Genomic DNA, 18,265 nt, shown 5'->3' on the forward strand with positions numbered 1-18,265 from the left:
TACGCGGCCGTCGCCCGACGGCCAGCCAGCCGGAACGGCGGGTCGCCTGCGGAATGACGCGAACCTGGTGGACTGCCCCCCCGGTGTCGGACGCCCGCCCCTGGCGACCCTGCAGAACCAGCGGATCAACTATAACTGAACGGCGCCGGACGTCGACCGACACCCGGTGGCCGCGCCAGCCAGGCGGGCCGGTTGCCTGAATGCCGGTCAACGCCTGCCGGACCGCCGGCCGCCAGAAAGACGCGATTAAGCCCGGATGGGCTTAGATTGGCGCGCCGGGCCCGGCCCGGACCTGCCGGGGCGCAGTCATCGCCCCAGCCCTGGAGGAAAGCATGAGCCGATTCTTCGCAAGCCCGCGATCCCTGCTCTGGCTGCTCGCGGCCAGCCTGCTGGTCGCCGCCGGAACCGTCCTGGCCGATCCACCCGGGCGGGTAGCGCGCCTGGCATGGCTGTCCGGCGACGCCAGCTTCGCCCCCGCGGGCGAGTCGCAGTGGTACCGTGCCGGCGTCAATCGACCGCTGGTAGCCGGCGACCGCCTGTGGACCGGCCGCGACGGCCGCGCCGAGCTCCAGCTGGGCACCGGCCTGCTGCGCCTGGATGCCGATACCGGCATCGAGCTGCTCAATCTCGACGACTACCTGCTCCAGGTCGAGCTCGCCGAGGGCGTGGTCAATCTGCGCATCGACGAGTGGGGCGTGGACGAAAGCTACGAGATCAATACCCCCAACCTCGCCTTCGTGTCCGGCACCCCGGGAAGCTACCGGCTGGACATCGCGCCGGACGGCCGGTCCACCCAGGTCACCGTATTCGAGGGCAGTGCCGAGGTCTACGGCGCAGATGGCCGCAGCCTGCGCCTGCGGGCGGGCTCGAGCACCCGCTTCCACGACACGCGGCTGCGCGACGTCCAGCGGATGGCGATGCCGCGCCCGGACAGCTTCGACCGCTGGGTCCAGGTGCGCGACGACCGCTATCTGAGGTCGGCGTCCCGACAGTATGTCGCACCCGGCCTGATCGGCTACGCCGACCTCGACGAGTGGGGTACGTGGCGCAGCCATCGCGACTACGGGCACGTGTGGTTCCCCCGCAACGTCCGTGCCGGCTGGGCTCCCTACCGTTACGGACACTGGTCCTGGATCGAGCCCTGGGGCTGGACCTGGATCGACGACGCGCCCTGGGGCTTCGCGCCCTCCCACTACGGACGCTGGGTTTACGTCAGCAACGGCTGGGGCTGGGTCCCGGGTCCGCGCCACGTGCGTCCGGTCTGGGCGCCGGCCATGGTCGCCTTCGTCGGCGGCTCGAACTGGAGCCTGGCCGTAAGCACCGGTGGGCCGCCGATCGGCTGGTTCCCACTGGGCCCGCGCGACGTCTACGTGCCCTGGTACCGGGTCAGCCGGCCCTATTTCGGGCGAATCAACGTCCACAACACCGTGGTGATCAACAACACCTACGTCACCAACATCTACAACGACTACTACGTGCAGGGCCGGCCGGTCAGCCGCGACTACACCTTCCGCACCGCAGCCAACGCCGTCACCGTGGTTCCCCGGGACACTTTCGTGACTGCCCGCAACGCAGCCGAGTCGATGGCGAGACTCCGGCCGGGCGCGCTGGAGCAGGGCGAATTGCTTGGCCGCGCGCCGGCGGCGCCCACCCGCGCCAGCCTGAGTGGCGAGATGCCCAGCCGGCAGGCACCCAGCGCCCGGATCGGCGAACGCGAGGTGATCGCCCGGACCGAACCGGCCCGGCCGATGGTGCCGTTCGAGCAGCGGGAACGCGCCATCGCACGCAATGGTGGAGAGCCCCTGGCGCGCGAACAGGTCGACCGCCTTGGCCGCGGCGAGACCGTCGCCCGCGACCGCATCCGACTGGTCGAGGGCGCTCGCCAGTCACCGACCGGTGGCGAGCCCGGCGTTGCACCCGACCGCGGGCAGTCTGCACGGGGCGAGCTGAGCCGGCCAGCCGCGCCCTCCGTCGACGACAGGGGGCGTGACGGCCGCGACGCCAGGGGCGATTTGCCGACCAGTCGACCGCCGATCTCGGCGCCGGACCGCGACCGCGGTGGCGGGGCGCGCGAGGCAATCAGGGCGCCCAGGCAGGACGACGCCCGGCCCTCCGCCCCGGCGGTGCCTTCCGAGCGCGGGATCCCGCTGCCGCGCTCCGGCGCGCCTGCGGATCGCGACCGGTCTGCTGCGCCGGTCCGGCAGATGCCCCAGGAGCCGGTAGCCGCGCCGAGGATCAGGGAGCAACCGACGCCCCCTCAGGAGCGCCCGCAACAGCTGCGGGGGCGGGACAGCGGTGGACAACGCCCCCCTGTCGAACCTCCCGTCGTTCGCGGCATGGAAAGCGAGGCGCGCCCATCCGCGCCGAGCCGCGCCCCGGCGCGGGGAATGGACGCACCGCCAGCCTCGCGGGTTCCTGCCCCACCCCGGCAGGAGGCGCCCACGCCGTCCCGGCAGACCAGTCCCGAGTCGTCGCCGATCCGTCAGCAGACACCGGCCACGCCGACCAGGCAGCGCCAGGAGCAGGACGATGACGGCGGCAGGGAGGGCGCCCGGGCGGTCGGCCGGCGTGGCGAACGCGCCTTCTGACAGCAGCCTGTCCCGAACTGCCCGACGGCTGCGGGCCCAGCGGCCGCAGCGACCGCGCAGGCGGTCGATCTGCCGGTGGCTCGTCCCGACAGGCACCGAACGGGCCACCTGAGGGACGACCTGGACGGCCGTCCCTCGACGGTCGGCTGGCACCGCTTCTCCCGGGCTTCACGAGCACGGCGCTCAACTGCGTTCCCCAACGCCGTTGAGCGCCCTCTCCGTGATCCGAGCCCTTGTTCTCTGCGCAGTGCTGCCCGCCCTGTCCGCCTGCGGCAATCTGGGTGATCGCCGGCAACCGATTCCGACGCTCAGCAAGCCCGCCGTCGCGGCAAGCGCAAGAACGCCGCTCGTCATCGTGCTGCCGGGGCGCCGAGACAACGTCGCCGTGTTGTCCGGCCGCGGCGTGGCCGATGCCATCCAGGCAGCCTGGCCACAGGCAGAGGTCGTGCTGACCAGCGCCACGCTGGACTACTACCTGGATGGTGGTCTGGCGCGACGCATCCACGAGCAGGTGGTGCTGCCGGCATTGGCGGGCGGGGACCGCCCCTTCTATCTGGTCGGCGCCTCGATGGGGGGGCTGGGCGTACTTCTCTACGACCAGGCCTACCCCGGCGTCGCCGATGGCCTGGTCCTGCTCGCGCCGTTCCTCGGCAATGCGCGCCTGCTGCGCGAGATCGAGAGCGCGGGCGGCATCGCGGCCTGGCAGCCCGGTCCGTCGCCGCAGGCCGTCGATCGCGGCAACTTCCAGCGGGAGCTCTGGCGACACCTGCAGACCTGGCCGGTAAGCGGCCGCGGCGACAGCGTCTGGCTGGCCTGGGGCGACCGCGACCGCCTGCGCCGCGCCGTGCCTGTGATCGCACCCCTCCTGCCCCCGGAGCAGATGCTCGAACGCGCCGGCGGTCATGCCTGGACGGTGTGGACGCCAGCGGCGGCCGAGATCTTCACCCGCATCGCCGCGCATACCGGCGCGGACGCGAAACGCCCGGACTGACCGGCAGTCGATGGGCCACCCGGTCAGGTCGGGGCGGCGCCCAGCAGCGCCCTTAGCCGAGCCAGCTCGCGGTGGATCGGTGCCTCCGGCACGAACACCCCCGTGGCGAGCCTGTCCGCGGCAGCCCTGGCACGACGCGCCTCCTCCATGCGTCCGGCCGCGAACAGGGCGCGGCTCAACTGGACCCTGGTCTCGATGACCACCGGCGCCTGTTCCCCCAGCGCTGCGCGCAGGTCCCCCAGGGCGCGCTCGAAGTGGACGATGGCGGCGGCCGGGTCTCCGGAGTCCAGGGCCAGTTCGCCGCGTACGCGTGCGACCGCGGCCAGACGCGGGTGACCGGCCTGGAATTGCCCGGAGAATACGGCTTCCGCCTGTCCGAGCTCCGCTTCGACCTCCGACAACCTGCCCCGCCGACGCAGCCACTCGGCACGATGCAGGTGCCTGCGCCCCCGCTCGGTCACGGTGGCCACGGGCTCCGCTCCGCTCTCGATGGGCAGATCGAGCCAGGTCCAGGCCTCGTCGAGCAGTCCGGCCAACAGCAGGCTGCGCCCGAGGTTCTGACGGTATTGGGACAGGCGCGGATCGCCCTGCGACTTCGCCGCTTCGGCCTTGCCGACCAGCTCCCGGAAAAGCGCCACGGAGGCCCGGAAATTTCCCGTCGCTTCGTGCAGGGAGGCAACGTTGTTCAGGGCCACCAGGTACGAGGGCGTGTCGTCCTGGCCCTGCTCCCGGAGCAGGGCCAGGTTCTCCTCCATCAGCGGCAATGCCTCCAGTGGCCGGCCCTGGACATAGATCGCGTGCGCCAGGTTGTGCCGTGCCGTGATCACCCATGCGCTGCCGCGATCCAGAGTACGCAGACGGAGCTCCAGCATCTCCGCAAACAGCCGCTCGGCCTGCGCGTAGTCGTCCGCCTGGACGTAGGTGTTGGCCAGGTAGCCGATCGCCGTGGCCAAGTCCGGGTGGTCGGCGGGCAATGCCTCCCGAAGCAGTTCCAGGGCTCGGCTGGCGGCAACGATCGCCTCCTCGTAGCGTCCGCTGCGACTGTCCACCTCGGCCAACGCCTGCAGGGCCATGGCCTCCAGGTCCGCACGCCGCACCCCTGTGCCCCCGGCCAGCGCTACCGCGTGCACCGCCGAATCGCGCGCCGCCGTGGCGTAGCCGAGGCGGAGCTGCGCCTGGGCCAGACCGCTGAGGGCGTCGACCTGCTCCGGCTTGCTGCCTGGACGCTCGGCAAGCAGCCCAAGTGCCTCCTCGAACGCCTCCTTCGCGGGCAGCGCGCGTTCCGCCTGGTTTTCCAGGGACCCTATGGCCAGCAGGAGTGCGACTTCCCGGTCGGCCTGGCCGAGTTCCCGATGCAGCGCCAGGGCCTGCCTCAGGGTCGCGAGCGCCTGCTCCGTGCGACCCAGTTCCAGGTCGATTCCGCCAAGCGCAGCCAGAAGCCGGGCCTGCTGGACCGGGCGTTCGGCCAGGCGCGCTTGGATCTGCGCAAGGCCACGGTCGACCAGTTCGCCCGGCTGGATCGGGCGATTGCCTGCCTGGTCCGGTGCGGCCGCACGGAACAGCGACACCAGGAATTGCACGACCTCCTCGGCGGTCGCCGATTCCTCCCGGGCCAGGGCCTCGGCGGCCAACGCGCGGTCGCGTTCCCGGGACAACCAATAGGTGAAAGCGAGCAGCGCCAGCAGCGCCAGCGCCGACGCCGCGACCGCCAGGCGACGACGCCGCAGCAGGGTGCTGATCCGGTACCAGGGCCGCGCAGGCGCGGCACGCAGCGGTTTGTGCTGGAACCAGCGGTCGATGTCGTCCGCAAGGGCCGCCGCCGACGGGTAGCGCTGGTCGGCAACGGGCGCGCAGGCCTGCTCGACCAGGGCATCGAGTTCGCGAAGGCGCCTGCGCGCCAGCCCCCGCAGGCCGCGCGCGGTAGGTGTCGCCACGCTGCCGTCGGGCGCCGGCGGGACGAAACGTCCGGACAGCAGTTCGGCCAGGATCTGTCCCAACGCATAGACATCGCTCGCGGTACCCACGGTGCCGCCCAGGCGCTGTTCGGGGCTCGCATAGCCGGGCGTGTACCAGGCCCGGGTCTGGGCCTGCCCGGCGTCCTCCCCGGCATCGGCGAGCCTGGCGATTCCAAAGTCCAGCAGGACCGGGCGGCCGTCGTCACGGACCAGGATGTTGGCCGGCTTCAGGTCGCGATGGACGACCAGACGCTGGTGCGCGTAGTGCACCGCGTGCGCCACGCTCTGCAGCAGACGCAGCCTCGCCTCCAGCCCGAGTTCGCGGCCCGCCGCGACCAGGTCGATGCCATCCACGTACTCCATCACGAGATAAGGCTGGCCTTCGGGCGTGCTGCCGCCGTCCAACAGCCGGGCGATTCCCGGGTGGTCGAGGTCGGCGAGGATCTGGCGTTCACGGCGCATCCGCTCCGCCGCATCACGCGTGGCGATCCCCCGCAGGAACTTGATGGCCACGGTGCGCTGGTAGGCGCCATCGGCGCGCTCGGCCATGAACACCGTACCCATGCCGCCGGCGCCGAGCTCCCGCAGGAGACGCCACGGCCCCACCAGGCTGCCGGCCCTGGGCGAGTCCGTGGTGTCCGCAGCCGCACGTTGGAGAACACGCGGCACATGGTCCGCATCGGCATCGGCTGCGATCAGCGAGAGCACCTGTTCGCGCAGCTCGGGGTCCCCTTCCTGCGCCGCCAGCCAGGCGTCGCGCGCGCTGGCATCGACAGCCAGCGCGCCCTCGAACAGGTCCTGCAGGCGCCGCCAACGCTCAGCATCCATGGTCGCCACCAGGGGTGCCGGCATCGGGCGCCTCAGCCGGACGGCGGCGGGCAGGCGGAAGCCGCAGCTCAGGATCGGAATGAGCCAAGCAAGCGTCGGCAACGCCAACGTGTCCGGGGACCGGACCCATGCGCGGCCCTCACTTCCCCAGGCGCTGCTGCAGCCAGGCACGGGCGAAACGCAGGTCGCGATCCACCGTTGCCACCGAGACGGCGAGCGCCGAAGCGATCGCCTCCCTTTCCAGGCCAAGCAGGTAGCACATTTCCACCACGTCGGCCTTGCGCGGATCGAGCTGGCGGAGCGCTTCAAGGGCGCCATCGAGCTGGTCGATCTCCGTCGCGGGCAGGGGCTGCTGTTCCGCTGCCGACAGGGTGAGGTGCACTCGCCCGCTACCGCGCTTTGCGCTGTTCCGGGCCCGTGCGGCGTCGACAAGGATCCGGCGCATCGCCAGTGCCGCGGCATTGTAGAAGTGCCGCCGGTCGGTCCAGGTGCAGTCGCTTCCGAGCAGGCGGATGAACAGCTCGTTGGCCAGCTCGGTCGGTTGCAGGCTGACCGCACCGGCTCCCACCTGCCCCCGCAGGTGGCGGGCGGCGAGGAGGCGAACCTGCGCGTAGACCGCCTCGATCACCTGGTCGCGCGCGACCTCGTCGCCCGCACGCCAGGCCGACAGCAGACGGGTCACCTCGGCACGCTCGTCTGGAACATCGCCAGCAGCCATGTCGGGGCTCTCCTGCGCCGATACGCTCGGTAGGGCGGAACGATAGCAGGGAAGGCGTGGCCAACCGCCCCTCAGCTCGCCTGGCCCGCCTTGAGTTCCTCGACCTCGGCGGCCCGCACCGAAACCACTTCGACATCGAAATGCAGCGTGCGGTCGGCCAGCGGGTGGTTGCCGTCGACCGTCACCCGGTCGCCTTCGACCGCGGTGACGACCACGTCCATCCGACCCTGCGGACCGTGCGCCTGAAACCGCATCCCGCGTTCGATCCGATCGACGCCCTGGAAGACCGCACGCGGCACCGTCTGCACCAGCGCCAGATCGTGGCGCCCGTAGCCCTGTTCAGGCGCGACGGTCACCGCGAAGCGGTCGCCTTCGCGCTTGCCGGCGAGCGCCTGCTCGAGCCCGGGAATGATGTTGCCGGCGCCGTGCAGATAGGCCAGCGGCTCGGTTTCCCGGGAGCTGTCCAGCACGGCCCCGTTCTCGTCGGAGAGGATGTAGTGGAAGTTCACGACGCAGCGGTCGGCGATCTGCATGGGGGAACCTCGAGGTCGCGGAGAGCACCACGCTCCGCCATCAGGGGTGGCGGGCGGACGGGCGGGTGGCCACACTAGGCGAGGCGCACGTACACTGCAAGCATCTGCAGCGCGACCAGCACGGCGACCGGAATCATCAATGAGTACACCCACTTTTCCAGAGCTCGATCCGATCGAGGCGCGCGTCCTGGCCTGCCTGGTCGAGAAGGAGGCGACGACGCCTGACCAGTATCCGCTGACCGCCAATGCGGTTCAGGCTGCCTGCAACCAGAAGACGGCCAGGGAGCCGCTGATGGCGCTCGACACCGACACGGTAGCGCGGGCCCTGCGCGGCCTAGAGCAGCGCTGGCTGGTCCGATCGATCCATGGCGCACGCAGCCAGCGCTACGACCATCGCATGGACGAGGTCTACTCGATCAGCCCCGAACAGCGCTGCCTGCTCGCCCTGCTGGTACTGCGCGGCCCCCAGACCGCCGGCGAACTGGCCACCCGGGCGGGTCGCATGCTCCCTGGTGCCAGTCTGGAGAGCGTGCGGGCCCTGCTCGACCGGCTGGCCGGCCGCCCGGAGCCGCTGACCCTGCGGCTGCCCCGCCAGCCCGGCCAGCGCGAGGAACGCCACGTGCACCTTCTGTGCGGCGCGGCCGCCGCCCAGGATGCCGCCGAGGCGCAGCCGGTGAGGCAGGCTCCTGCCGCGGAGGAGGATCTCGCCGAGCGGGTGGCGATGCTGGAAGCCGAACTGGCCGAGTTGAACCGGCGGATCGACGGCCTCGCTGCGAGGCTGTCCGGGGACTGATCGGCCAGAGCGCGACCCGCCAGCGGCCGCCGCACCGGACCCGCGCGCACACCCCGTGCGTTCAGCGGGTGATGCCCCGTCCGGAGTCCACCAGGGAAGCGATCAGTATGTCCAGCTCCGGGCCCGCCTCGCCCACCTCGCCCGCCTGCAGCCGCGCGATCGACTCCTGGAGCGTCAACCCCTCCCGGAACACCAGGCGGTAGGCCCGTCGCATCGTCGCCAGCCGCTCAGCGCTCCAGCCTCGCCGGCGCATGCCCTCGATGTTGAGGCCCCGGGCGCGGGCCGGGTTGCCGGCCACCATCGTGTAGGCGGCGACGTCCTTCAGCACCAGGGTCATCCCTGCGGTCATGGCCTGGGAGCCGATCCTGCAGAACTGGTGGACACCGGTCATGCCGCCCAGGACCACGCCATCGCCCAGGCGCACATGTCCGGCCAGTCCGACGCCATTGGCCAGCACATTGTCGTTGCCGATCACGCAGTCGTGCGCGACATGGACCCCGACCATCAGCAGATTGCGGTTGCCGATGCGGGTCACGCCTTCGTCCTGCACGGTGCCGCGATGGAGGGTGACGTGCTCGCGAATGACGTTTCCGTCCCCGATCTCCAGTCGGGTCGGCTCGCCGCGGTACTTTCGATCCTGGCAGTCGGCGCCGATCGAGGCGAACTGGAAAATCGCGTTGCCTGCGCCGATCCGGCACGGACCCTGGATGACGACGTGGGGGCCGACCACGGTCCCGGCGCCGATCTCGACGTCAGGACCGATCACAGACCAGGGTCCGACCCGGACGTCGTCGGCGATCCGGGCGTCCGGATCCACCAGGGCAAGAGGATGCAGGTCGGGACCGCGAGTGTCGTTCATGCCGGGATGTTGCAGGCGTCGGGATGCCGGAGCAAGCGTTTCGGTGACGCCGGAACCCGGGTGGCTCACAGCGTGACCGGCGTCTGCGGCAGGGGCTCCGCCGCGGGTTCGATGTCATCCCAGTCCGGTGCCGAGGCCAGCACCGAGGGACCCAGCTGGATCGCCAGTCCAAGCCGCAGCGCGAGCACCAGCCCATCGCTGGGACGCGCATCGACCCACAGCACCTCGCCCTCCGCGGTCTGGAACTCCACCGTGGCCAGATAGACGCTGCCGCGCAGCTCATCGATGACCAGTCGCCGGGCCTGCAGGCCCGCCGCCACGACCAGGTCGACCAAGAGCTCATGGGTCTGCGGCCGCACGGGTCTGTTGCCGTCGCGTGCGCGGCCTATCGCCGCCGCCTCGACCGGCCCGATGAAGATGGCGACCAGTCGCTCCGGCGTCCTGCCGCCGGCCGCACCGACCGCAAGCGCCACCGCCGCGCCCTCCCCGCCCGGCAACAGCGCCAGTGCCTCGAAGCGGGCCGGTACCAAGTCGCCCGTGGCCACCGAGGGCTCGCGCGCCATGATCGGCGCTCCGGCACCGAGGAGGGCGATCGCCAGACCGGCGACCAGGCGACGGTTCCGCTTGCGGGTCCTGTGCATGGCGGCCTCCTGGTGGCTTGGGATGGTCATGGTATCAGCCGTCGCCAGTCTGCCAGAGCCGCCGGAACGACGCGTCGCGCTGACGCTCACGCTGCGGCAAGCTATCCTGCGCCCTCGTCCACCCCGAGGCGACCTGCGACCATGTGCCCGGCACGCCTGCCACCCAATGGAGCCCATCTGCGGCGCGGGCGCTGGGGACGGGGTCTGCGCGTGGTTTTCACCGGGCTAACATCCGACCCGTCCAAGGAAGAGGCAAAGCATGCTGACCGAGCGTCCGACACCGCCAGCGGCGACCCCGACCAGCCTGGCCATGTGCCATCGCGCCCGGGCCGTCGCCGCCAAAGGAGTTCACGGATGCGCTCGGTGATCTTGACCCTGGCCGGCGCGAAGGGCGAACCCACGACCATCCGCAGCGCCGGCGAAGTGCGGATCGGCAGCGCCGAGGACTGCGACCTTCGCCTCACAGGCACCGGCATCGCTCCCGTCCATGCCCGGGTCACCCTGGACGACGACGGCGCCATGCTCCGCCTGCAGGGCGACAGCACGGCCGTCGAGCTCAACGGCCGGTCGGTCGAGTCGCTTGCATTCCTGCACGACGGCGACCTCATCTCGATCGCCGAGCACCGGCTGGAGGTGGGCGTGCAGGGAGACCGACAGCCGCCGCGGGGCGCCGACGAGCCCGACGAGCGTGCCACCCGGGTGCGTCGGGTGGCCCCGCGCTATGTGCTTCGTGGCGTCACCGGCTCGCAATTCGGACGCCTGATCCCGATCTACGGCCGGCTGGTCATCGGACGCGGCGGTGACTGCGACCTGGTGCTCGACGAACCGGGACTGTCGCGTCGTCATGCCGTGCTCGAGACCATGCCCGATGGCCTGTTCCTGCGCGACATGGGGTCGGCGAACGGCAGCTTCGTCAACGGTGCACGGGTTCGCGACGTCGCCTTGCGGCATGGCGACCAGATCGTGCTGGACAGCATCCGCTTCCTGGTGCAGGCCATCGACCAGATGGACCAGCCCACGCCGCCGCCTGGCAAGGGCGAAGCAACACGAGGCTGGGGACTGCTGCCCTGGTTGCTGGCCGGCACCGCGCTGTTCGCGGCCGGTGTGCTGACCGCGCTGCTGTTGCTGCGCTGATTCAGTCCCGGCCCGGATCCGCGGCAGGCGAATCTCTCCCGCGCGCGTACGCGGCGAGGGCTGGCAGGCGCAAGGACCGCGAGCGGACGGCAGGGGGGGATCCTGCGCCGCCCAGGCGACTCAGCCGCGCCGCTCCACCTGTCGCCGCAACGCCAGCACCTGGCGCCGCCAGTCCTCGTAGTTGGCGCGCCGATGGTCAAGGCCGGCCTGCAGGCGGGCGCGTTCCTGGCGGTCGCCGCTTGCCCGACGGGCGAGCGCGACGGCGCTGCGATCGGCGTCCATGACCTGGCGTCCATGGTCGAGCCAGGCCTCCAGTCGGCTGATCTGCTGTTCCCGGGTGCCGCTCAGCAGGAGCAGGGGTATCGGGGGAACCTGATCGAAACCGCCGATCTGCGGCAACGCAGGAGGCGGTGCGGCCACCCTGCCCCCGGGCGCTCCTGATCCGTCCGCATCGACACGACGCGCGCTGCCGGTGTCCGCTCCCGGCATCCGGGACGGCCCGGTCTGAACCTGGGACCGCGGACGTGCCGACGGGCCCTGCGGGTCGTGCATCGGTGCGTCGAGGACGGCCCGTTCCGGAGTTGGCACCGGTCCAGGTGCATCGCTCCCCGGTTCTGACCCCTGTCCAGGCGCCACATCGGCAACCGGCTCCCCGTCCGGGCCCGACCGCTCGCCCCCGCGCCTCCCGTCACCGCCGGCACCCGGATCGCCCGCCAACCCGCCGGGCGTGGCCGCATCCGCCTGCGCCGGCCCAGGCGCCGCGACCGAAGACGCCGCCTGCACCAGGGCGGCCTCTGGACTCGCGGCCTGCCCCTCTGCGGCGCCCTCCTCGCCGCGGCCGAGCCAGAGCCAACCCGAGGCCACGCCAAGTACGAGCACCGCCAGTGCCGGGAGACCGGCGCGCAGGACCGCTTCGCGCGCCCTGGGCGACAGCAAGGGCGGACGGGGTGTACCGGGAACCCGGTTGAGGGCATCGCGCATCGCTGCGGCATCGGGGAATCGGTCGGCGGGCCGCTTTGCCAGCGCCCGCGCCAGCCAGCGCTGCCACTGCCCGAGCTGCTCCGGCAACTCCGGCAAGGGCGACTGCAGGTGGCCAACCACCACGCTGATGTCGTCCGGTCCCTGGAACGGCGGCGCGCCGGTCAGCAGTTCGAATGCGATCGCGCCCAGGCTGTAGAGGTCGCTGCGGCCGTCGGGCAGTTCCCCCCGTGCCTGCTCCGGGCTCATGTAGTGGATCGATCCGAGCGTCTCGCCCGCGCGCGTGTGTCGACTGGCCGCCGAGACGCTGCGCGACACGCCGAAATCGGCCAGACGCGCCCGCCCGACGCTGTCGAAGAGCACGTTCTCCGGCTTGACGTCGCGGTGCACCACGCCGTGAGCGTGGATGTACTCCAGTGCGTCGAGAAGCTGCACCAGCACCTGCCGCGTGCGCGGCCCGTCGCCGCACAGGGCAGCCTGCGCCAGGGTGCCGCCCGGCACATAGGGCATCGAGAAGAACAGCCGGCCATCGGCCGTCTGGCCGAATTCGAGGATGCCGACGACGTTGGGGTGATCGAAGCGCGCCACGATGGCCGCCTCCTGGCGGAACCTCGCCAGGCGCTCTTCGCCCTCGTCGCCCGGATTGACGACTTTTACCGCGACAGGGCGGGCCAGGGCCACCTGTTCGGCCAGCCAGATCTCCGACATGCCGCCGTGGCCCAGACGGCGCAGGATCCGGTAGCCGGCAATGTCGGGACGATCCGGGCGCACTGAGGCCCCTCTGGCTGCTGGACGGAACGGGCGTCCATGCTAGCCCGGATCGGCCAGGGTCGGGGCCAGGCGGGGGCCGGCTGGCGCCCGTTCCTGACGCTGCGTGCGGCGCTGGCTGAACGGCGCACCGGGCCAGGCGCGTGCGCTTCCGGGAACCCGGCGGACCGGCGCGACGCCTGCGAAACGACGATCCCGGCGCGGGGCCGGGATCGTCTGGAACAACGCAAACTGGCGGAGAGGGTGGGATTCGAACCCACGGTACGCTTACACGTACGCCTGATTTCGAGTCAGGTACATTCGACCACTCTGCCACCTCTCCGGTGGGACCCTTCGCCGGACCCTGGGACCGGCGTGCGACGGCATGGGCGACAGCCGTTGCACGGGTGGCGCATTCTATCGACACGAGGCGCTGCGGACAAGCGCGGCCGCTTGCGTGCCGGGCCCGGCGCGGGCATCCTGCGCTGCACGCGGAGGGCCACGATGATCCAGTTCGGCCACGGCAGCCATGTCGGGCGCAGACGCCAGCACAATGAAGACACCTACCTGGCCGACGCCGGGCTGGGCCTGTGGCTGGTGGCGGACGGCATGGGCGGCCACGCGAACGGGGAGGTCGCCAGCGCCCTGGCCCGCGATGCGATCCGGGCAAGGATCGGCTCGGGCGAGGGCCTGGTCGACGCGATCCGCATCGCCGCGGCCCGGATCGCCGACCAGCGCATGCAGGGCGTCGGCCAGGAGTTGCCCATGGGCACGACGATCGCCGCCATCCGGGCCGACGACAGGCATTTCGAGGCGGCCTGGGTCGGTGACAGCCGCATCTACCTTTGGGATGGCGGAAACCTCAGGCAGATTTCCAGTGACCACTCCTACGTCCAGGACCTCGTCCGGCAGGGCAGCCTGACGCCCGGCGAGGCCCGGCGACATCCGCAGCGCAACGTCGTCACCCAGGCGCTGGGCGTCACGGAGTCCGACGCCCTCGAGATCGCCACGGTCGAGCAGTCCTGGAGTCCCGACGAACAGCTGTTGCTGTGCAGCGACGGCCTGACGGAAGAGGTGGACGACAGCGCCATCGCACGGATCTTCGCGAGGGGCTACGGGCCCCAGGAGACCGCCGACCATCTCATCCACGCCGCACTGCATGCGGGCGGCTCCGACAACATCACGGTGGTGGTGCTCAAGCGCTGTTGAGACCGGATCGCACCGCGCCAGGTCGCGCGGACCGAAGAGTTGGTCGTGTCGATCGCCCCTGCTCCGGCCGCTTTCAATCGGACGGTGCGACCGCGGTCGCGGTCCAGAGCACGCCGCCGCTGATCCGGGCCTGGCGCGCCAGCATCGCCTCATGTGCCGCGCGCTCCTCGGCGCTGGCGAGCAGGACGAGCGGCCTGCGACGACCAGCCGCCTGCGGCAACGACGGCGACCGTTGCTGCAGGGTCCGTTCGGGCGGCTCCGTCGCCAGGCCGAGGTCGGCCTGGCCGCTGGTCATCGCCAGCCAGACCTCGGCCAGCAACTCGGCATCGAGCAAGGCGCCGTGCAAGGTCCGATGTCGATTGTCGATGTCCAGGCGACTGCACAGTGCATCGAGGGAGTTTCGCTTGCCGGGAAAGCGCTCACGCGCCATGGCCAGCGTATCGGTGATCGTCGCGCAGTCGGCGAGCCGCCGGACCGGCGCGCCGCAAAGCGCCAGCTCCTGATCGAGGAAGCCGACGTCGAAGGCCGCATTGTGGATGATCAGCTCCGCGCCGCTGACGAAGGCAAGGAACTCCTCCGCAACCGCGGCGAACGGCGGTTTGTCGGCAAGAAACTCGGCGGTCAGTCCGGTCACCTCGATGGCACCGGCATCGAGTTCGCGACCGGGATTGACGTAACGGTGGAACCGGCGTCCTGTCACCCTGCGGTCGCATAGCTCAATGCAGCCGATCTCGGTGATCCGGTGTCCTTTTGCGACCTCAAGGCCGGTCGTTTCAGTGTCCAGCACCACTTGGCGGCTGCTCACGCCCTGCCCCCCGGAACCGGCGAGCCGGCGAAGCGCATCGCGGCCTGCCGGGCAAGCTGGTCGACGCGCTCGTTCTCGACGTGACCGGCATGGCCGCGCACCCATACCCAGTCCACCTTGTGGGGCGCCGCTGCCGCGTGCAGCCGCTGCCAGAGGTCCTGGTTCTTGACCGGCTTGCGGTCCGCTGTGCGCCAGCCGTTCGCCTGCCAGCGCGGCAGCCACTCCCGGATGCCCTGCTCGACGTAGCGGGAGTCCGTGCACAGGCGGACGCTGGACGGTCGCTGCAGGGCCTCCAGCGCACTGATCGCGGCAAGCAGCTCCATGCGGTTGTTGGTGGTGTCCGGTTCGCCTCCCGCAATCTCACGTTCGCGTCCGTTCCAGCGCAGAAGCGCTCCCCAGCCTCCGGGTCCCGGGTTGCCCAGGCAGGCGCCGTCGGTGAAGGCCTCGACGATCGCGTTCATGCCCGACCTGCGCCGCTGCCCAGACGCCGGGCCACCGCCAGCCGATAGCCCGGGCGATGGGCTGGTGCGGTTCGCAGGGGTCGCAGCGACGCCGTGCCGCTCCGGCGCTTGCGCAGCACCCAGATTCGCGCAGCGCGGAAGACACCCGCGAACGGCCAGCGCTCTTCGGCGCGTGCCGGTCGCGGCGGTCGGCCGGCCGCGACGCCAACCCCCCGGGCACCCAGATGGTGCCGGAATTCGAGCGCCAGCCCGCGCGCCCTGGCTGGCCGCAGATCGATGGGCAGTCCGAGCGCCGGCGCCCCGGCACGCTTGCCCACATGCCGTCCGTAGCGCCAGTACCAGGGGCTGAAATGGTCGAACCGCAGTACGTATAGCCGACCTTCGGGAGCGAGCACGCGCGCCGCCTCGGCCAGCAGGGCGGCGCCGTGGCCACCGCCCTCGTTCACGTGCTGGAGGACGATCGCGGGGACCGTTCCGTCCGCCCACGGCCAGGCGCCCGCCTGGCTGCGCAGCGCGCCACGCAGCATGCCGTCCTGGCCGACCTTGAGGGCAAGGATTCCCTGCCGCGCCGCAGGCCCCAGGGCATGCGGCCTCAGCCACAGGACCGGCCTGAGTCCGGCGATCTGGCGCAGCAGCCAGGCATCCTCCTCGCGTAGCTGGCGTCGCCAGGCGCGGTGGATGTCACGGGGGATCGGCGCGTGGTCGAGGGCCATCAGGCGGTCATTCTCCCGCAAGCCCGGCTATCCTTGCCAGCCCGATCCGAGACGCCCACGGAAACGATGCCATCGATCGCCGGCTCGTCCATGCAGTTGCACGCGGTGCCGATCCTGGACGACAACTACGTCTGGCTCCTGGTGGCCGGTGGTAATGCGGTGGCGATCGACCCGGGCGAGGCAGACCCCGTCATCGCCCGGCTCCGGGAACTCGATGCGAACCTGTCGCATATCCTGGTCACCCACCACCATGGCGACCATATCGGCGGCATCGAAGCCCTGCGTCGCGCATTTCCCGAGGTCCGCGTGCTTGGCCCTGTCGACGCACGGATCCCCGGCATCGACCTGGCCGTCGCCGATGGCGATGTCGTTGAGCTGCCCCTGATCGGCGCCAGGTTCCGCGTCGTGCACGTTCCAGGCCATACCCTGAGTCACGTCGCCTATGCGGGCCAGGGCATGCTGTTCTGCGGCGATACCCTGTTCAGCGCCGGCTGCGGTCGCCTGTTCGAAGGCACGCCGGCGCAGATGCTGGCGTCACTCGACCGTCTGTCTTCCTTGCCGGACGACACGCGGGTCTGCTGCGCCCACGAGTACACGCTCGCCAATCTGGCATTCGCCCAGGCTGTCGAGCCGGACAACGCCGATATCCGGCAGCGTATCGCACGGGTTGCGGCGCTCAGGTCGCGCGGGCACCCTTCCCTGCCCAGTGCCCTTGGCGACGAACGGCGGGTGAACCCTTTTCTTCGCGTCGACCAGCCCGCCGCGAGGAGGACCCTGGAAGCCGTGCGCGGTGTACCGCCCGACGCCGACCGAACCCGGGCGTTCGCCGCCTTGCGGCAGTGGAAGGACGTCTTCCGTGGCTGAGCGCGGCGCGCAGGCTGCAAAGGCCCGGCGCGCCGGCCGACTGGCGCTGGCACTGCTCGCGGGATTGGCGGTGTCGGCCTGCCAGTCCCCGGGTCCGACCCGGCCTGCCCCGATCGCCGACGAGGCGCCTGCGCACGTCGAGCCGGCCTTGTCCCGGCCCGGGCCGGCACCGATGGCGGACGCCGTCGAGGCGCCCGTCCCTGCTGCGGCCGAGGCTCGGAGCAGACCGCGCCCCTCCCGACCGGCCAACCCTCCGCCAGCGCCGTCGACCTGGGAGGTCCTGCGTGCGGGCTTCGTCCTGCCCGGATGCGACTACGCACCCGCAACGGCGACCTGGACCCGTCGCTACGCAGGACATCCGCGACGGTTCGCGCAGACCCTCGACCAGATGCTGCCGGCCCTGGACTGGACCGCCCGCCGGTTCGCCGATTCCGGGCTGCCCACCGAACTGGCCCTGCTGCCCATCGTCGAGAGCCACTTCCGGCCGCACCCTGCGCCCCAGGCGCGGCCGGCGGGAATCTGGCAGATGATCGCCGACACGGCCAGGAGCGCCGGCGTGCGGATCGATCCATGGTTCGATGGACGCCTCAACCTGGCCGCAAGCACGGCTGGCGCCATCGTGCTCTTCGACCGGTACCTGGAGCGCTTCGAGGGCGATTGGCGGTTGGCGCTGATCGCCTACAACGCCGGGGAGTACAGGGTGCGCAGGGCGCTGACCGGGCGCCCGCCTCCCGGACCGGCGTTCTCGGATCTGGCCCCGCTGGAGCTGCCTTCGGCCTCCATGGACTATATCGCCCGATTGCTGGCGCTGGCATGCCTGGTCCGGGATCCGGAACGCTTCGATCTTGACCTGCCCAGCCTCGAACCTGAGCGCCGGCTTGTCGGCGTCGAGCTGGATGGCGTCGCTGGCAGCGGACTTGCACGCGCGCTTTCCGGCCTGCCGCGGGAACGCTTCGAGCAGGTCAATGCAGGGATGTTGCGCGGCCGGACGCCGCCGGCGGAGCCGTTCACCCTGCTGGTCAGGCAGGACCGCGCCGAATCCGTCCCGGACCTGCTGGCACGCATTCCGGCCCGCGCGCGCATGCAATGGCATCGGCGCCGGCTTGCCGATGGCGAACGGCTGGAGTCGCTCGGCGCGCCGGCCGGCGTCCCGTGGGAGGTCCTCACCCGGCTGAACGACATGGCCGACGGGAAGTCGCAGGCGTCGGGCCGCTCCCTGTGGCTGCCCGGTCCGGAACGGCTGGCGACCGCCGCGGCAGATCGCGACGGCGGCGTCGCCGTGGCGGACGACCCGGTACATGTCGTGCGCGCCGGCGACAGCCTCTGGTCGATCGCGCGCCGGCACGGACTCACCGTCGCCGACCTGCTTCGATACAATCGCCTCGAGCATTCACGCATCCGGCCGGGGCAGCGGCTGCTGCTGCAACCGCCCTGAGGTCTGCCGACCC

Annotated in this window: 16 protein-coding genes and 1 tRNA gene; 7 read left to right on the forward strand and 10 right to left on the reverse strand. The window is 71.4% G+C overall.

Annotated features, from left to right (window positions below; genetic code table 11):
• Positions 1 to 332: 332 nt before the first annotated feature.
• Both KF823_02055 and KF823_02060 read left to right on the forward strand, forming a co-directional pair.
• Positions 333 to 2,588, forward strand: a complete 2,256-nt coding sequence (locus tag KF823_02055; GenBank protein ID MBX3724684.1) for a hypothetical protein — start codon at positions 333 to 335, stop codon at positions 2,586 to 2,588.
• Between the two features lie 220 nt (positions 2,589 to 2,808).
• On the forward strand, positions 2,809 to 3,579 hold the full coding sequence (locus KF823_02060; protein MBX3724685.1) for an alpha/beta hydrolase: 771 nt from the start codon (positions 2,809 to 2,811) through the stop codon (positions 3,577 to 3,579).
• Positions 3,580 to 3,602: 23 nt separating this feature from the next.
• On the opposite strand, the gene KF823_02065 is transcribed toward KF823_02060, so the two are convergent.
• The 3 genes from KF823_02065 to KF823_02075 all read right to left on the reverse strand — a co-directional run bounded on the left by KF823_02065 (position 3,603) and on the right by KF823_02075 (position 7,613).
• The gene (locus KF823_02065) at positions 3,603 to 6,386 is read right to left on the reverse strand and encodes a tetratricopeptide repeat protein (protein MBX3724686.1); all 2,784 of its coding nucleotides are present in this window, start codon (positions 6,384 to 6,386) and stop codon (positions 3,603 to 3,605) included.
• Between the two features lie 115 nt (positions 6,387 to 6,501).
• Positions 6,502 to 7,080: a sigma-70 family RNA polymerase sigma factor gene (locus KF823_02070; protein ID MBX3724687.1), complete on the reverse strand. Its 579-nt coding sequence runs from the start codon at positions 7,078 to 7,080 to the stop codon at positions 6,502 to 6,504.
• 71 nt (positions 7,081 to 7,151) lie between these two features.
• Entirely contained in the window at positions 7,152 to 7,613 is a 462-nt protein-coding gene (locus KF823_02075) for a peptidylprolyl isomerase (GenBank protein ID MBX3724688.1), read from the reverse strand.
• Between the two features lie 139 nt (positions 7,614 to 7,752).
• Between KF823_02075 and KF823_02080 the strand changes: the two genes are divergently transcribed.
• A complete protein-coding gene (locus KF823_02080; GenBank protein ID MBX3724689.1) occupies positions 7,753 to 8,406 on the forward strand; it encodes a YceH family protein in 654 nt (217 codons plus the stop codon).
• A gap of 61 nt (positions 8,407 to 8,467) precedes the next feature.
• On the opposite strand, the gene lpxA is transcribed toward KF823_02080, so the two are convergent.
• Together lpxA and KF823_02090 are read right to left on the reverse strand one after the other, a co-directional pair.
• Positions 8,468 to 9,265 carry an acyl-ACP--UDP-N-acetylglucosamine O-acyltransferase gene (gene lpxA / locus KF823_02085; GenBank protein MBX3724690.1) on the reverse strand — a complete coding sequence of 266 codons (798 nt, stop codon included), beginning with the start codon at positions 9,263 to 9,265 and terminating at the stop codon, positions 8,468 to 8,470.
• A 65-nt stretch (positions 9,266 to 9,330) separates the two neighbouring features.
• The gene (locus tag KF823_02090) at positions 9,331 to 9,936 is read right to left on the reverse strand and encodes a bifunctional nuclease family protein (GenBank protein MBX3724691.1); all 606 of its coding nucleotides are present in this window, start codon (positions 9,934 to 9,936) and stop codon (positions 9,331 to 9,333) included.
• A 324-nt stretch (positions 9,937 to 10,260) separates the two neighbouring features.
• Here KF823_02090 and KF823_02095 point away from each other — a divergent pair, with 324 nt between their 5' ends.
• Positions 10,261 to 11,040: an FHA domain-containing protein gene (locus KF823_02095; GenBank protein ID MBX3724692.1), complete on the forward strand. Its 780-nt coding sequence runs from the start codon at positions 10,261 to 10,263 to the stop codon at positions 11,038 to 11,040.
• A gap of 120 nt (positions 11,041 to 11,160) precedes the next feature.
• Here KF823_02095 and KF823_02100 read toward each other — a convergent pair whose 3' ends face one another.
• On the reverse strand, positions 11,161 to 12,789 hold the full coding sequence (locus KF823_02100) for a protein kinase (GenBank protein MBX3724693.1): 1,629 nt from the start codon (positions 12,787 to 12,789) through the stop codon (positions 11,161 to 11,163).
• A 229-nt stretch (positions 12,790 to 13,018) separates the two neighbouring features.
• Positions 13,019 to 13,108: transfer RNA gene (locus KF823_02105), tRNA-Ser, on the reverse strand.
• A 161-nt stretch (positions 13,109 to 13,269) separates the two neighbouring features.
• Between KF823_02105 and KF823_02110 the strand changes: the two genes are divergently transcribed.
• Positions 13,270 to 13,974: a serine/threonine-protein phosphatase gene (locus KF823_02110; protein ID MBX3724694.1), complete on the forward strand. Its 705-nt coding sequence runs from the start codon at positions 13,270 to 13,272 to the stop codon at positions 13,972 to 13,974.
• A 73-nt stretch (positions 13,975 to 14,047) separates the two neighbouring features.
• Here the strand turns inward: KF823_02110 and dnaQ are convergent, their stop codons facing one another.
• Genes dnaQ through KF823_02125 form a run of 3 tightly spaced genes read right to left on the reverse strand, consistent with a single transcriptional unit; the run spans position 14,048 to position 15,953 of the window.
• Complete coding sequence (gene dnaQ / locus KF823_02115) at positions 14,048 to 14,884, reverse strand: DNA polymerase III subunit epsilon (GenBank protein MBX3724695.1); 837 nt, start codon at positions 14,882 to 14,884, stop codon at positions 14,048 to 14,050.
• Entirely contained in the window at positions 14,776 to 15,240 is a 465-nt protein-coding gene (gene rnhA, locus KF823_02120; GenBank protein ID MBX3724696.1) for a ribonuclease HI, read from the reverse strand. The genes dnaQ and rnhA overlap by 109 nt, the downstream gene beginning before the upstream one ends.
• Positions 15,237 to 15,953, reverse strand: a complete 717-nt coding sequence (locus KF823_02125) for a hypothetical protein (protein ID MBX3724697.1) — start codon at positions 15,951 to 15,953, stop codon at positions 15,237 to 15,239. Before KF823_02125 ends, rnhA begins: the two co-directional genes overlap by 4 nt.
• A 90-nt stretch (positions 15,954 to 16,043) precedes the next feature.
• Between KF823_02125 and gloB the strand changes: the two genes are divergently transcribed.
• Together gloB and KF823_02135 are read left to right on the forward strand one after the other, a co-directional pair.
• Positions 16,044 to 16,817, forward strand: coding sequence for a hydroxyacylglutathione hydrolase (gloB, locus tag KF823_02130; GenBank protein ID MBX3724698.1), 774 nt, complete (start codon positions 16,044 to 16,046; stop codon positions 16,815 to 16,817).
• On the forward strand, positions 16,810 to 18,252 hold the full coding sequence (locus tag KF823_02135; GenBank protein MBX3724699.1) for a transglycosylase SLT domain-containing protein: 1,443 nt from the start codon (positions 16,810 to 16,812) through the stop codon (positions 18,250 to 18,252). Before gloB ends, KF823_02135 begins: the two co-directional genes overlap by 8 nt.
• The last annotated feature ends 13 nt before the right edge of the window (positions 18,253 to 18,265 follow it).

It is taken from the genome of Lysobacterales bacterium (assembly GCA_019634735.1).
Taxonomy (GTDB): Bacteria; Pseudomonadota; Gammaproteobacteria; order Xanthomonadales; family UBA2363; genus Pseudofulvimonas.

Bases quoted from the DNA above. Each gene is read 5' to 3' on its own strand.
- KF823_02055 (MBX3724684.1), top strand. From the start codon at position 333: ATGAGCCGATTCTTCGCAAGCCCGCGATCCCTGCTCTGGCTGCTCGCG.
- KF823_02065 (MBX3724686.1), bottom strand. From the start codon at position 6,386: ATGCCGGCACCCCTGGTGGCGACCATGGATGCTGAGCGTTGGCGGCGC.
- KF823_02070 (MBX3724687.1), bottom strand. From the start codon at position 7,080: ATGGCTGCTGGCGATGTTCCAGACGAGCGTGCCGAGGTGACCCGTCTG.
- KF823_02075 (MBX3724688.1), bottom strand. From the start codon at position 7,613: ATGCAGATCGCCGACCGCTGCGTCGTGAACTTCCACTACATCCTCTCC.
- KF823_02080 (MBX3724689.1), top strand. From the start codon at position 7,753: ATGAGTACACCCACTTTTCCAGAGCTCGATCCGATCGAGGCGCGCGTC.
- lpxA (MBX3724690.1), bottom strand. From the start codon at position 9,265: ATGAACGACACTCGCGGTCCCGACCTGCATCCTCTTGCCCTGGTGGAT.
- KF823_02090 (MBX3724691.1), bottom strand. From the start codon at position 9,936: ATGACCATCCCAAGCCACCAGGAGGCCGCCATGCACAGGACCCGCAAG.
- KF823_02095 (MBX3724692.1), top strand. From the start codon at position 10,261: ATGCGCTCGGTGATCTTGACCCTGGCCGGCGCGAAGGGCGAACCCACG.
- KF823_02110 (MBX3724694.1), top strand. From the start codon at position 13,270: ATGATCCAGTTCGGCCACGGCAGCCATGTCGGGCGCAGACGCCAGCAC.
- dnaQ (MBX3724695.1), bottom strand. From the start codon at position 14,884: ATGGGTGCGCGGCCATGCCGGTCACGTCGAGAACGAGCGCGTCGACCA.
- rnhA (MBX3724696.1), bottom strand. From the start codon at position 15,240: ATGAACGCGATCGTCGAGGCCTTCACCGACGGCGCCTGCCTGGGCAAC.
- KF823_02125 (MBX3724697.1), bottom strand. From the start codon at position 15,953: ATGGCCCTCGACCACGCGCCGATCCCCCGTGACATCCACCGCGCCTGG.
- gloB (MBX3724698.1), top strand. From the start codon at position 16,044: ATGCAGTTGCACGCGGTGCCGATCCTGGACGACAACTACGTCTGGCTC.